Source organism: Cyclobacterium xiamenense, assembly GCF_042140265.1.
GTDB classification, from domain to species: domain Bacteria; phylum Bacteroidota; class Bacteroidia; order Cytophagales; family Cyclobacteriaceae; genus Cyclobacterium; species Cyclobacterium xiamenense_A.
Map to the genome: position 1 here is coordinate 3,287,127 of NZ_CP159481.1, position 14,187 is coordinate 3,301,313.

Annotated in this window: 8 protein-coding genes and 1 pseudogene; 6 read left to right on the forward strand and 3 right to left on the reverse strand. The window is 48.8% G+C overall.

Annotated elements, in window-relative coordinates; translation table 11 throughout:
• Nucleotides 1–526: 526 nt before the first annotated feature.
• From ABWH99_RS13535 to ABWH99_RS13550, 4 genes are all read left to right on the forward strand, one after another.
• The gene (locus ABWH99_RS13535) at nt 527–1,372 is read left to right on the forward strand and encodes a DUF1080 domain-containing protein (RefSeq protein WP_375582385.1); all 846 of its coding nucleotides are present in this window, start codon (nt 527–529) and stop codon (nt 1,370–1,372) included.
• Between the two features lie 429 nt (nt 1,373–1,801).
• Entirely contained in the window at nt 1,802–4,171 is a 2,370-nt protein-coding gene (locus ABWH99_RS13540) for a TonB-dependent receptor domain-containing protein (RefSeq protein ID WP_375582386.1), read from the forward strand.
• Nucleotides 4,172–4,515: 344 nt separating this feature from the next.
• On the forward strand, nt 4,516–5,331 hold the full coding sequence (locus ABWH99_RS13545) for a helix-turn-helix domain-containing protein (protein ID WP_375582387.1): 816 nt from the start codon (nt 4,516–4,518) through the stop codon (nt 5,329–5,331).
• A gap of 78 nt (nt 5,332–5,409) precedes the next feature.
• A complete protein-coding gene (locus ABWH99_RS13550; RefSeq protein ID WP_375582388.1) occupies nt 5,410–7,872 on the forward strand; it encodes a TonB-dependent receptor domain-containing protein in 2,463 nt (820 codons plus the stop codon).
• A gap of 9 nt (nt 7,873–7,881) precedes the next feature.
• On the opposite strand, the gene ABWH99_RS13555 is transcribed toward ABWH99_RS13550, so the two are convergent.
• The gene (locus ABWH99_RS13555) at nt 7,882–9,282 is read right to left on the reverse strand and encodes a PLP-dependent aminotransferase family protein (protein ID WP_375582389.1); all 1,401 of its coding nucleotides are present in this window, start codon (nt 9,280–9,282) and stop codon (nt 7,882–7,884) included.
• A gap of 137 nt (nt 9,283–9,419) precedes the next feature.
• Here ABWH99_RS13555 and ABWH99_RS13560 point away from each other — a divergent pair, with 137 nt between their 5' ends.
• Both ABWH99_RS13560 and ABWH99_RS13565 read left to right on the forward strand, forming a co-directional pair.
• On the forward strand, nt 9,420–9,950 hold the full coding sequence (locus ABWH99_RS13560; RefSeq protein ID WP_375582390.1) for a YfiT family bacillithiol transferase: 531 nt from the start codon (nt 9,420–9,422) through the stop codon (nt 9,948–9,950).
• Nucleotides 9,951–9,971: 21 nt separating this feature from the next.
• Nucleotides 9,972–11,015 carry a branched-chain amino acid aminotransferase gene (locus ABWH99_RS13565; protein WP_375582391.1) on the forward strand — a complete coding sequence of 348 codons (1,044 nt, stop codon included), beginning with the start codon at nt 9,972–9,974 and terminating at the stop codon, nt 11,013–11,015.
• A gap of 549 nt (nt 11,016–11,564) precedes the next feature.
• Here ABWH99_RS13565 and arfB read toward each other — a convergent pair.
• Both arfB and gndA read right to left on the reverse strand, forming a co-directional pair.
• Nucleotides 11,565–11,981: an alternative ribosome rescue aminoacyl-tRNA hydrolase ArfB gene (gene arfB / locus ABWH99_RS13570; protein ID WP_375582392.1), complete on the reverse strand. Its 417-nt coding sequence runs from the start codon at nt 11,979–11,981 to the stop codon at nt 11,565–11,567.
• Nucleotides 11,982–12,233: 252 nt separating this feature from the next.
• Nucleotides 12,234–14,169, reverse strand: a pseudogene (gene gndA, locus ABWH99_RS13575) (NADP-dependent phosphogluconate dehydrogenase).
• Nucleotides 14,170–14,187 lie beyond the last annotated feature (18 nt).

Here is a 14,187-nt window from a genome sequence, read left to right on the forward strand (position 1 = left end):
GCAAAAAAACAGAATGCAACGAAAATCAGCGGTCAACTCATGATTGGTAGCGATGATGGTTTAAAATTTTGCTAAATATAGCGATTTTCTAAGTGCTCCCGGCAGATTCGACACCAATTCATCCAATACTGGACCGACCGGAAACAAGCATAGGCCGGACGAGCATTTGCCGTAAAAGAGCGGTATTTCTGAAAAATTAAGCGTATGTTGCATCCGAAGTTATAACCCAGGAAACTTTTCCATGTGGACACATCCATAATCTTTTGCATCGGTGAAACCAAAGCGAATAGAGAGGAAAATCGGTCCGTTGGGCATTCAAATTCTTGAAAGGGAAACCTGCCCGGCTATCGGAATCGTTGCTGTGGCATTTGTTTCCTGGGTTAAAAAATAAGGAAAAACGCTGTTTCCTTTGTTTTAGTTGGGGTCCCTCTCTATATCTGGCAAGAACGACCTGGCGTTCGCACTTGCCACGCCCGGACTCCGTGCACCCATTTATACCGTATTCGAAAAACCAAGCGACCCGAAAATGAACATACCTTATTCTAGCGAAAAACCTGCCACCAGGTTCACAAACTGTCTGACCCTTATCGCCTGTGTTGCTGCGGCTATTGGCTGGCTCACGGGCTGCAGCGCCGGTCGAAACAACGAGGAACGCACCCGGCTTTCTAACTGGCAAACGCTCTTCAACGGAACCGATCTGGAGGGATGGATTCCAAAATTTCACCATCACGAAGCGGGCGATAACTACGCTAACACCTTTCGGGTAGTCGATGGAACGATTCAGGTGAACTACAACGATTATACCCAGTTTGAGGAGCGATACGGCCACCTTTTTTACCACAAGCCCTTTTCCTCCTTTCACTTGAAGTTTGACTACCGCTTCACCGAGCAGTGGATGGAGGACGCGCCGGATTATACCTACCGCAACAGCGGAGTCATGTTCCATTCTCAGGCTCCGGAAACCATTCTAAAGGAACAGGATTGGCCCATTTCCGTGGAATACCAAATGCTCGCTGACGCCGGTGACGGCAAACCCAGACCAACAGGCAATATGTGTTCACCGGGTACCGAAGTAGTCTTTCAGGGGGAAATGGATCCCCGGCATTGCATCAACTCTACCTCTCCCACCTTCGGATGGGATGAATGGGTTCATGCCGAACTGATTGTTTACAGGGATTCCCTGATTATTCACAAAGTAAACGGAGATACCGTGCTGGAATACAGCCAAACCCAGATTGGCGGCGGCGTCGCCAACGGATACGACCCTGCCTTCAAAGTAGACGGAAAACCACTCAAAGAGGGCTATATCGGGCTACAGGCGGAAGGTCAGGGAGTGGAGTTTAAAAACATTCGCATCAAAGAACTGGAGTAGGCGGTTCACCCTAGACACCACCATGTGCTCAATTACCACGTTATGCAAACGCCAGGCTACTCCGATCAAAAGTAGATAGAAAGCGCCTTAAGGGCAGCAAACGTTCAGTTGAAGCCTTTCGGCTTTCGGAGTCGGATGGGAGCTTTTTTGTTGGAAAGGGCCTTACCACTACGAACCCTGGGTGCAGCCCGCTGATTCCGGGTCTTGACCCAGGATGGGCTTGAAACGTCCGCCATAGGTTTGCTTCCAGCGCGCAATTCCCGCTGAAGCAGTTCCAGTGTCGCTGAGAAATTAGATTGTTTCGGTTTGATGCCAGAATCGATACGTCCTGCCGTTTGCGCAAAAAATACCAGGCATTTACAAAAAATAATTTTTTTACGAGGTATTTTCTATAGAAATTTACCGCGGTAAGGTACTACGCAAGAGGTCATGAAAAAAATTCTAGTCACAATCATCGGTTTGGCAATCAGCTTGAGCTGTATACAGGCACAAAACATCGAGATAACCGGTAGAGTAGTTGAAACCAATAGCCAGACACCCATAGAATTTGCGACCGTCAAGCTTCTGGATGCTCAGAGCGGAGAAATGCTTGCAGGTACCACCACGGCAGCGGATGGCAGGCTGCTCCTGAGTACCCAACGGAAGGATTTTACCCTGGAGATTAGTTTTATCGGCTTTATTACCACCCGCATTTCCGACTATACGGTCAGCGATGGAAAGGTGGATTTGGGAACCATTCGCTTGTCTGAGGACAGCGAGCTGATGGACGAGGTGGTGATCCGGGGTGAACGGTCAACTACCGAATTTCAGTTGGATAAGCGCGTGTTTAACGTGGGCCAGGACCTGAGTAGCACCGGAGCCAGTGCCCTGGAAGTGTTGAATAATGTACCTTCGGTCACCGTGAATATCGAAGGGCAGATCCAGCTTCGGGGCATCGGTGGCGTTCAGATACTAATCAACGGAAAACCTTCAGTGCTAGCCAGTGACGGAGGCAATGCCCTCGGCACCATCACTGCAGACATGATCGAACGGGTGGAAGTCATTACCAACCCCTCTGCCAAATACGATGCATCGGGTACCTCAGGTATCATCAACATTGTCCTTAAAAAAGAAGAAAAGAGAGGTATCAACGGATCCATTACGCTCAATACCGGAGTACCCAACAACCACAGTTTGGGATTTAGCCTGAACAAGCGCACCGACAAATTCAACCTTTTCAGCCAGCTGGGCCTGGGTCACCGTACCTTTCCCGAAACCTTTGAGACCTTAAACAGCAACCTTAGCGAACAAACCTTCATTCGAAATGTGGGTGATGGGGAAAAGAACGAAACGTTTTTTAACCTCATCCTGGGCACCGATTACCACATCAACGAACGAAATGTCCTTTCGCTGACTGGTAATTTTGCCTACGAGTTGGAGACCGAGTATTCCAATGGAAACTTTACCGCCCAAACCGGAACAGCCGCACCTGATGCCGGCTGGATGCGGGAAGAAGCAACCGAGGCCACCAATCCCAAGTGGCAGTACGAATTGCAGTACAAGAGTGACTTCTCGGACCAGGACGACCACTACCTATTGGTGAGCGCTTTGGGAAGTTCTTTTGCAAAAAAACAGCAGTCCACTTTCGATAACCTGCCGTCTTTTGGTGAATCGGCACTGCAGGATCGGCAACAGACCGATACCGATTTCGGACAGTGGGAATATACATTTAAAGCCGACTATACCCGCCCGATAACGGATAAGCTCACCTTTGAGTCGGGGGGACAATACCTGATCACCGACGTGCGCAATGATTTTGCCATACTGGGTTTTGAAAACGGTGGCTGGCAGGAAATCCCCGAGCGTACCAATACATTTTTTTTCCTGCAAAAAGTACTGGGCCTGTACAGTACCGGCGCCTACGAGGGAGATAAATTCGGACTCAAACTTGGAATACGAGCGGAAAACACGGACATGAATACCTTATTGGAGCAAACCGAAGAAGAAAACCGAAAAAATTTCACAAATCTATTCCCTACCTTACACAGTTCGTACAAGCTCGCCGATAATTTTTCCTTGCAGGGAGGCTACTCCCGCCGCATCTCCCGTCCCCGGCTTTTTGACCTGAATCCGTTTTACAACATCCGAAACAATTTCAGTATCCGTACCGGAAATCCGGACCTGTTGCCGGAATTAACGGATAGTTACGAAATCACCGGTATTCTCGACTTTGAATTACTCTCGCTCAGCAGTTCGGTGTACCACCGGTACATCACCCAAACCGTGGAAAACGTGACTATTTTTGAAGACAACGTAGCGATCACCAAGCCAATGAATATCGGGACCAATAAAGCAACCGGCCTGGAAATTAATGGGAAATTCACCCCCAATGACTGGTTGTCTCTCAATGCAGATTTCAACTACAACTATTTCAACCGGGAAGGAACTTTCGAAGCCAGCCCGTTTGATTTCACCGCGGATCAGTGGTCAGCCCGGCTAACCTCCAAATTTAGCCTGCCTGCGGATTTCACCCTGGAGCTCATCGGTAATTACCAATCGGCTTACCAAACCTTTCAGCGAACCATTAGCGGCTATGCATTGGCCGATATCGGCCTTCGCAAAAAAATCATGAAGGGCAAAACCATCTTGAACCTCAGCATCCGGGACGCCATTGCCTCCAGGATATTTGAAAACGAAACCGTGCAGAATACCTTCCGCCAATACGATTACCGACTACGGGGCCGGTTCATTACCTTCGGTATCAGTTATGGTTTTGGAAAAGGCGAGGCCATGGAATTCAGCGGTCAAAAGAGATTTTAATGGACTTACGTCCCCATCGTATGGGCCCCTTGCGATCTGTTTTTCAGCAAGTACTGCCACCAGGAAAGGCCTGTATCCAGAAAACGTAGGCCAGGCGATTCCAGGCAACAGTCCAGGTGGGGTTGAACTTCCATTTCCCTCGCAGCAATCAAGTCCTGACCCAATCGAGTGGCAGCGGGGACCGCCTGCAGTGGTAATGAATTAGGAATCAGGCTGATTTTCCCTAAATGGCCTTCTTGGGTGATGTCCGGAACCAATTGCCAGAAAAAACCTACTAATTTACCATTTCATTTGAGGCCAGGATGCGGTTTTGCCTCTGGCTTTCACCCTCACAAAGCATCTATATGGAAACTAAACCAAAAATCATCGGGAGTAAAAACAAGATTGAACCAGACTTGATGCTGAAGATTTCCAGGATGAAGCCAGTTATCAAACCCACCAAACCCCACCGACACGAAGGATACCACGAGCTGATCTACCTGTCAAAAGGGGCCGGGCAACATACCGTCGGTGATCAGGTACACGAAGTACGTCCCCCCATGGGTTTCTACCTGAATCTCGGTCAGGTTCATTGCTGGAATTTTTCCCGAATACCCGATGGCTACGTCGTGTTATTCAGGGAGGAGGTACTTTCGGGTTATCCGAAGGCACTTGCCCACCTGTTTGGGATGAAGGAAACCTTCAGGCTTTCCGAAGAAGATCCATCTGTCCTGCAGTTACTCGATGTTTTTTTCTCCGACTTCAAACGAGGACTACCGCTTGATGTATTGGCTGCACAATTAAATAGCTTGATTTACAAAACCATTCAGTTGCCACAAGATCGGCGAAAGCTCCCTCCCACCGTTTTGGATGAATTTGCCATTTTCAAAAAACTGCTCCGCGAAAACTACCGACATTTGAAAACTTCCGAAGCCTATGCAGCAGCCATGCGCATCAGCATTCGAAAGTTAAACCAGATTTGCCAGGCGGCAACGGGAAGCAATGCGATCGAACTCATTCGCGAATACTTGCTGATCGAATCCAAAAATCTGCTTACTCACACCGGATTGCAGGTAACTGAAATTGCCTATCAATTGAATTTTTCGGATGCCTCAAACTTTGTGAAGTTTTTTAAAGCACAAACAACGCTCACTCCTACCGAATACCGTGCAAGATTATAAAATCTACCATTATTAACAGAAATTAACCACAGATTTGAAAGGTCCGTAGCCGTAACTTGCGAAGGAAATAATGTCGCAATGAAAATACTTCTGGCCTTCGTAGTCCAACTTTTTTTGATTTTTCCGGCCCTTTCTCAAATAACCGTCCGCGGTATGCTGGTGGATTCTACGGAAGGCAACCCCATCGAATACGGCAGCGTGGGGCTTTACACCCGCACTGACTCTAGCCTGGTATCCGGAACGGTAAGCGGACCTGACGGAGTTTTTGAGCTTAGCGGTATGAAGCCTGGTGCCTATTACCTGTTCGTCCAATTCATGGGATACGAAAGGATAACCATCGGAAATTTGTTGTTGGAAAGGGGACAGGCACTGGACCTTGAGACCATTCGGCTGACTCCCAATGAACAATTATTGGAACTGGTAGAGGTAACCGGAAGCCAGTTTACCGCCATGCACCGAATAGATCGTCAGGTATTTGAAGCGGCTGAATTTCTATCTGCTCAGGGAGGGACGGCCGTTGACCTGATTCGAAACCTTCCGTCCGTCAGCCTTAACGCGGAAGGGGATTTATCGGTGAGAGGGGCTACCGGATTTGTAGTCATGCTTAACGGCAAACCGATACAATCCGACCCGGCCATACTACTCGGACAATTGCCAGCCAACGCCATCAAAAACATCGAAGTAGTGACAGCTCCCTCTGCACGATACGACCCGGAAGGTAAAGCAGGTATTATCAATATTACCACAGAAAAAGGGGCCACCGATGGGACATTTATCCAATTTAACACCCGAATAGGCGCCCCGAGTATACAGGATTACGACAATAAGAAAAAGCCACAACGGTATGGAGCCGATTTTACGCTGAACCACCGGCAAGGGGATTGGGATTTTTCTCTGGGGGCCAGCTATTTGAGAAATGATGTGAATGGCCGGAGAATAGGTGATGTGTATACGATGGATGGAGACACGACCACCCGCTTTCCGTCGGAGGGTGAGCGGGGTTTCGACGAGGAAGCCTACTCCGGACGCTTTACGGTGGCCTATACCCCTGACGCCAACAATGAATTCAGTCTGGGTTTTTACGGAGGAATACGCAGCAAGGACCGCACCGCGGATATTGTGTACTACGATAACCACGCGATCGTGAAAGGACAGCGCCTTTATACCTTGCAGTATTATAACGAAAACTTGCGGATCCGGAAAAGTGATTTTGCGATGGGAAGCATTGACTACGCCCACACATTTACCAACCAGGGCCGCCTCTCCAGTTCTTTCCTGTACGAATACACCATGCTGGGAGGTCCCACCACGAACCGGAATCTGGGCTTTCCAAACACCAGTCTGATCTACCAGGACGAATACAACACCAACGATAATCCCCTGCACGGAATCCGGTGGCAGGTCGACTACCAATCCAATCCCAGGGCATGGGGGATACTGGAGGCAGGCTATCAGTTTCGTTTCCTGGACCATCAGGGTGATTTTGTATACGAACGAAGAAATAACGAGACCGGCGAATTTGAATTGGTACCCGAGTTTTCCTCCAATGTGGCGTTGACCCGCGTCATTCATTCCGGGTACGGACAACTAAGCGGGCAAACGAAAAAATGGGACTATGCGATTGGCGTACGAATGGAATCCATGGACCGGGAACTAGTGCTCCAGGATAAATCCAACACGGTAGATAGTCTTTATTCCTATGATTTTTTTATACCCTATCCTACCGCCAGCGTCCAATACAAGCTGGGAGACAATATGCGGGTAAAAGGAGCGTACAGCCGAAGGGTGGAACGAACCACCACCTTCAAAATGAATCCTTTTCCTGAACGCGAGCATTCCGAGACGCTGGAACAGGGAGATCCCACCCTGCTCCCTGAATTTATAGACCTGGTAGAGACCGGGTTGATAAAAGACTTTGGAGAAAACAGCCTCTTTGCCACGGCCTATTACCGGCATGTAAAAAACCTGGTCAACAGGGTGAACACCGTTTACAACGATACCATTCTGAACCGGATTTATTCCAACGTCGGAAATGCCAGGTCACTAGGGATTGAGGTAGGCATGGAGCTCAATCCTGCCGACAAATGGAGCGTATTTGCAGGAGGAAACCTATATCGGTACCGCATTGAAGGTAGCTTTGATGATCGGCCGATTGATAACGCTGCCTGGGTTTATTCCATCAATGCCAATACCCGCTACGACTTCTCTCCAACCTTTTCAGCGCAATGGTCTTTCAACTACCTTTCTAGCCGTATCACGGCGCAAGGTGAGGACTCCCGGTTTTTGTCACCCAATTTGGTTCTGAATAAAACCTTTATGGACGAACGGCTCCGAGTGGGTCTCCAATGGCTCAATATGGATATGGGTCTTTTGCGTACCAATGAACAACGAATCAGCACCTGGAGGGAAAACGAATTTTACACCAGCACGAATTACGTGCTCGAGGTGGATGTGGTACTTCTGAATCTAAGCTACACCCTCAATCCTAGTCGCAACAAATCACGCTTTATTAAAAGTGAATTTGGAGAGAAAGAATTCTGAACAACAAAGTCAACCTTTCAATAGCCTGCCCAGTACCATCAGCTGCTGTTCCAATTTTTCAGACCAGGGCAAGCCATAATTTAAACGCAGGCAGTGGTGAAATTGGCTTTGAAGGGTAAACATTCGGCCAGGTGCGAAACTTATTCCCTGTGAAAGGACCGGATCGAATAATTTCCCCGTGTCCAGCTGTTTGGCCAACTCCACCCATAATACGAATCCACCCTGTGGCCGGCTTACCTTTGTTTCAGCTGGAAAGTGATCGGCAATTGTACGTATAAAATGCAGGGAGTTGGCATGGAGGGTTTTTCGCAGTTGGCGTAGATGCCGCTCATAGCGATCATTTTCCAAAAATAAGCCGATGGCTTCCTGCGTGAGTGCCGTACCAGACACCGAATGAAAAAGTTTTAACTTCAAGATGTCTTTCATGTATTTTCCCGGAGCCATCCAGCCCACCCGATAGCCCGGAGCCAGCGTTTTTGAAACCGAACCGCACCACAACACCAGGCCCTCCTGATCAAAAGCTTTGCAGGGCTTGGGCCGGTTTGGCCCGAAGTACACATCTCCATACAGATCGTCTTCGATCAGTGGAATGCCATGCCGAGCCAGAATTTCAACCACCGCTCGTTTGTTTTCCTCCGGCATGCAACTTCCCAACGGATTATTGAAATTACTCACCAACAGGCATATATCAATCTTACCCACCACCGCTTTCAGGTCATCCGGATTTACCCCAAAAACCGGGTGGGTAGGCAACTCCACTACCTGTAGACCCATGTTCTTTGCCAATTGGAGTATCCCAAAATATACCGGACTCTCCACCGCTATGCGGGTTCCCGGACGTGTTAACGCCATAAATGCCAACGAAATGGCATGCATGGCTCCGGAAGTACTGACCAGGTCCTGCACTCCCAAATTGCCGGACCAGGTGAAGGACCATTTGGCAATATTTTTCCTCAACCGTACATTACCCTGGACGTCGTCGTACCCTGTACCTCCGGAGGAAAGTGTTTTGGTCGCTTGCTGGAGACATTTATTGAGCCGGGCGACAGGAAAAAAACGCTCATCGGGTACGCTCAGGGATAATTGGGTAATCTCTTTGTTGACAAAATTACGGAAAACCTTCCCAATCAATCCGTCGTCCGCCGGGTCAGCGGGATGATTTTGAGGCATACTGGCATCCGGAACCGGCAACCGTTGGTCTGCTTTTTCACAAACGAAAAAACCTGACTGAGGCCTTGAAACAATGCATGACCTGCTTTCCAATACCAAATAGGCCTGAATCACGGTGTTTTTGCTTACCCCGTACTCCTTACTCACCGTCCGAATGGAAGGCATCTTGTCCCCTACCTTCAGGCTTCCCTTCTGAATAAGCTGTTCAAAATTATCCGCTACTTCCTGATACAATGTCATAAACAGGCTTGTTTAACTGTACCCATCAAATTTAAATAAATTGTATCTGTAACCAATACACATTTCGTTGTTTCTTTGTGGAGGAGTTTGGGTACATCGAATTCCCGCTCCATACATCGTTCAATTATTCCTAGATCATGCCTGAAGAAAGCCTCATGTATCCCATCGGTCGGTTCCGTTTTCCGGAATCCAAATCGAATGCATGCGTGAAGGAGGCGATTTTGGGTATGCAGCGTTTTCCGGTGGCACTGTTGGAATTGCCTACCGGCTTATCGGACCAAAAGTTGAAGACAACCTACCGGCCCGGCGGATGGAGTATCCGGCAACCGGTATACCATTTGGCCGATAGCCACACGAACGCATTCATTCGATTCAAACTTGCTGTGATAGAAAAAAAAGCCCCGATGATCAAGCCCTACAAAGAAAATGATTGGGCCGAGCTGGCAGATTCAAAACTTCAAATTGACGCATCCGTTCAACTATTCGGTGGAATCCACAAATGCTGGTGTTACCTGATGGAAAATAGGAACGCACCTCAATGGCTTCGCTCCTTTTTTCATCCGGAACAAAAGCAGTCCATCGCACGAAATGCAAGTGCTTTGGCCCGCGATTGGCACGGTAAACACCACCTGGCCCACATCCGGCTGGTAAAAAACGCAAACAAGTAACCTTTTAGTCGCACGTACATCATGAACCAAACCGAAACCCGAAGACCCGATTTTGATTTTGAAAACTTCACCTTTGGCGTTCAATCCACGGATCACATGCTAATGGCAGCTTACCAAAAAGGCGCCTGGTCCACCTACCGCATCGCGCCGGTACAGTCCATCTCCCTGTCCCCATTGGCCATGTGCTTTCATTACGGGCAGACGGTTTTTGAGGGCCTGAAAGCCTTTCGGATGAGCAATGGTAAAATCAATGTTTTCCGAATGGAAAGCCACTGGAAACGAATCAATCGATCCCTGAAACGGATGGCCATGCCGCCCTTGCCGGAGGAACTCTTCATGGAAGGTATTCAACAGCTGTTGAAACAGGACTCAGCCTGGGTGATCGACGACCCGGAGTATTCCCTGTACATCCGTCCTTTTGTGATTGCTACGGAACAGAAATTAGGCGTAGATGCTTCCCAGGAATACCTATTTATGGTCGTGCTATCTCCCATGCGGGCCTACTACAACAAGCCCTTGAAAGTAAAGGTGGAAACCAACTACATCCGCGCTGCCCGGGGGGGAGCCGGTGCGGCAAAGAACGGAGGGAACTACGGCGCATCCCTGCTTCCGCAAATCAACGCAAAAAAAGAGGGGTTCGATCAGATTATCTGGCTTGACGCCAAGGAAAAAAAGTTCATTGAAGAGTCTGGAACCATGAACATTCTTTTTATTCTGGAGGGAAACCGGCTCGTTACTCCTGAACTCAGCGATAGTATCCTGGATGGTATTACTCGTGATTCTTTATTGAAACTGGCCGGGGAGGAAGGTTTTTCCGTAGAAGAGCGGCCGGTCTCCATTGAAGAAATATGTCAACGGATTGAAAACGGAGAACGAGTAGAAGCTTTTGGCGCAGGCACTGCTGCGGTAATCTCACCCATCGAAACGATCAGCTACCAGGGCAAATCCTTTGCTACTTACCTGGCGGCAGATGCCGGCATGTACCGACTGAAAAACCGGCTATCGGCTGTACGCATTGGCGTACTGCCGGACAAGCATGGGTGGAACCATCTCCTGGATGCCTGATTGAGCAGGTTTTTGTAAGATTTTCATAGCCAGAAGTACCCGAACCGGAATACCTCGTATCATCCGCCAGGAAGGGTGGGCCCTTGGTACCCCATCCCGGGCAATGGCCTCCGGCTTGCTTGGACAAAACTGAAAATAATCCGAAATCACTACTGATTCCCAAGCCATAAACCCGGCGATACAGGGCCCTGCCCCTGTCCTTTCCATCCGCAGGACCTCTCAGGTCACATCTGGTGTCTGGAAGAGAAAATGTTTTCCCTCAGCTACCGACAGATGCGTGAAGGCAAAAGGGCAAAGAAATCCTGCCAATGCCGGGACAGCGCAGGACAATCACACTCGCTACCAAACAAATCGTGAAACTTGAAATTCGACAGATTTACGCTACTTGCCTCGGGATATTTAGGAAAATCCGTGTTCGCCCGTACCAAAGCAGTGGAAACCTATCAGGCTATCCCTAAAAAGGTGCAATAGTAGAACCGGCATCCGGCCCGGGATTTTTTTTGACCGTAGGTCAGGCTATTTAACTCCGGGTTTGATCCCTTGCCCCACCTACCACTTTTTTCCTCGTAGTTGTTTCTTTTCCGCTTGCATACGCTTTGTTTTGAGCCGTTTTTCAATCGCCCGTTTGCTGGGTCTGGTAGCCTTTCGTAGCTTTTTTTGCTGAAACGCGGCTTCTACCAAGGCATAGAATTTCCGCAGCGCAATGGCTTTGTTTTGTAGCTGGGACCTGCTTTCCTGGGCTTGAATGACTATAGTTCCTTCGTTATCCAGTTTGCTTGCCCACTTTTTCATCAGTAGGTTTCGTTCGTGCGCATCCAATAATCGGGATTCGGGCACATTGAACTTCAATAGTATTTTTGAATTCACCTTATTGACATTTTGCCCACCCGGGCCACTGCTTCTGCTCGCCTGAAAGGACAGTTCCTGGTTTAAAAATTGCGATTGTATTTTCTGAAAAAGAGACATGTCAGCCGATTAGATTATTTTGTTGACGTCTGTTCAAGGATTTGCACAAAAAAGAAGTTCCCCTCACCGCGGCAGGATTTAAAAAACCGGCGTTCGACCACTCCGAATGCCTACACCTGCAAGATCGCGCCGAATTCAGGAGCCTCCCTACCTTCATTAATGAATATGGGTTGGGACAGCATCCTGATGGACAGAAAAGTAATGCATGCGATCCGCTACCTCAGCCCATTAAGCTAATGCGTATCGTTTACCTCAGCTATCCTTCCATTCTGTGTGGAACGATTCGTTTAGATCGCTATCGGTCCGCTGGTACCTGTGAGCGCCAAAATAATCGCGTTGGGCCTGAATCAGATTCATCGGCGAATCTGCTGTCACGGCTCCCAGGAAATAATTGATGGCACTGGAAAGCAACGGAACAGAAAATCCATGCCGAAGGGCCTGCCCTACTACGTAAGACAGATCAGCCTGAGAACCATTTAACGCAGCCACCGCTTTCGGATGCAGAAAGATACGGTTGCTTTCCTGAAAGAGATCCACCAACTCCTCCATCAGCCGGGAGCGGATGATGCAGCCACTGGTCCAGACCCGGGCGATCTCTGAAAAATTCAGATGCCAGTTATTCTTTTCGGAAACTTCCAACATCAAGGAAAACCCGGTATCGTGATTAAGGATTCGTGTCACCTGATAGGCTGCCCTAAGTTTCTGAATAAAAACCTCGCGGTCCTCGATTGCTGCGATTTGCTTCGGATTATACAGCTCCGAGGCGATCCGACGGAAAGGCTTCCGGGCAGACAGGTTGCGAACCATCACTGCTTCCGCCAGAACTCCGTACGGTTGGCCGTATTCCAGGGCCGTGGTCACCGACCAGCCTCCGGTCCCTTTCTGAGCCGCTTGATCCAGAATCTTATCCAGCAGGGGTTCTCCGTTCTCTTTTTCGAAGAATGGCTACGGTGATCTCCAATAGGTAGCTCGATAAATCGCTATCCATCCAGGATTGAAAAATATCCGCGATTTCGTCCAAATGCAGCTGTAGGTAGTGTCTCATTAAGAAGTAGATCTCCACTAGGGTCTGCATTTCACCGTATTCAATGCTGTTGTGAACGATTTTGACAAAATGCCCGGCACCATCGGGACCGATGTAGCTGACGCAAGGATTGCCCCGAAAATCCCTGGCAGCTATTTTTTCCAGATACGGCTTTATCTGTAGGTACCCGGCTTGGGTCCCCCCCGGCATCAGGGACGGGCCGAACCGGGCTCCTTCTTCCCCTCCGGACACACCCATTCCTATGTACAATACCTGTTTTTCTTGCAGGTAACGGGCCCTGGAACTGCTGTCTTTGTAAAACGAATTGCCCCCATCGATCAGGATGTCCCCGGGTTTTAAGAATGCACGCAATTCCTCGATTTGCTGATCCACCGCCTCCCCTGCCGGTATCATCATCAGTACCTTTTTTGGCGATTGCAGACTTTGCATAAAAGTTTCCAGGTCATCGAATGCACGAACCTGCTTCAGGCCCGGATTAGCTGCAAGCACTTGTTCAGCTACTTTTTCTTCCTTTCCCGGAACATGGCGGTTATAAATAGATAGCGCGGTATGATGCGCTGCCAGGTTAAGGGCGAGATTTTTTCCCATAACGCCCATTCCAATGATGCCTATTTCGGATCGTTTTTCAACGGAATTCATCGTTTCTACAATTTCTTTTACTACGTTTTCTGGCGTCTTGTCTACCGATATCTTAAGGCCATAATCGGGGATCTCTAATGTGGCTAACTGTGAATCCAGTAAGGCAGGGTTCATAAAATGGCCGACCCTATTCATTAAACGGTCCTTTACCAGCTCCTTGCTTCCGTGCAGGAGCACCCAGCGAAGATCAGGAACGACCTGCAGGACATTGCGGTATTTTTCATTCAATGCAGAACAAGCCAGAACCGCTCCCCCATCTTTTTCCCAACCCACCATCAAGCTCGCAAGCACCGTCAACCAAGGGATTCGATCTTCGTCTGTCAGGGGAATTCCGTCCCTCATTTTATTCTTATTGGCCGGTGGATGGAACTGATCTCCATCGTAAAAAGGAAGATGCAGGCGGGAGGCCAATAGCCTTCCAATCGTGGATTTACCACAACCTGTAACGCCGTATAGGATGATAACCATCTGCGAAATTACTAAAAAGCCTCCGGATCGGATCATTAATTTACCTAAATTTGC

Bases quoted from the DNA above. Each gene is read 5' to 3' on its own strand.
- ABWH99_RS13535 (WP_375582385.1), top strand. From the start codon at position 527: ATGAACATACCTTATTCTAGCGAAAAACCTGCCACCAGGTTCACAAAC.
- ABWH99_RS13540 (WP_375582386.1), top strand. From the start codon at position 1,802: ATGAAAAAAATTCTAGTCACAATCATCGGTTTGGCAATCAGCTTGAGC.
- ABWH99_RS13545 (WP_375582387.1), top strand. From the start codon at position 4,516: ATGGAAACTAAACCAAAAATCATCGGGAGTAAAAACAAGATTGAACCA.
- ABWH99_RS13550 (WP_375582388.1), top strand. From the start codon at position 5,410: ATGAAAATACTTCTGGCCTTCGTAGTCCAACTTTTTTTGATTTTTCCG.
- ABWH99_RS13555 (WP_375582389.1), bottom strand. From the start codon at position 9,282: ATGACATTGTATCAGGAAGTAGCGGATAATTTTGAACAGCTTATTCAG.
- ABWH99_RS13560 (WP_375582390.1), top strand. From the start codon at position 9,420: ATGCCTGAAGAAAGCCTCATGTATCCCATCGGTCGGTTCCGTTTTCCG.
- ABWH99_RS13565 (WP_375582391.1), top strand. From the start codon at position 9,972: ATGAACCAAACCGAAACCCGAAGACCCGATTTTGATTTTGAAAACTTC.
- arfB (WP_375582392.1), bottom strand. From the start codon at position 11,981: ATGTCTCTTTTTCAGAAAATACAATCGCAATTTTTAAACCAGGAACTG.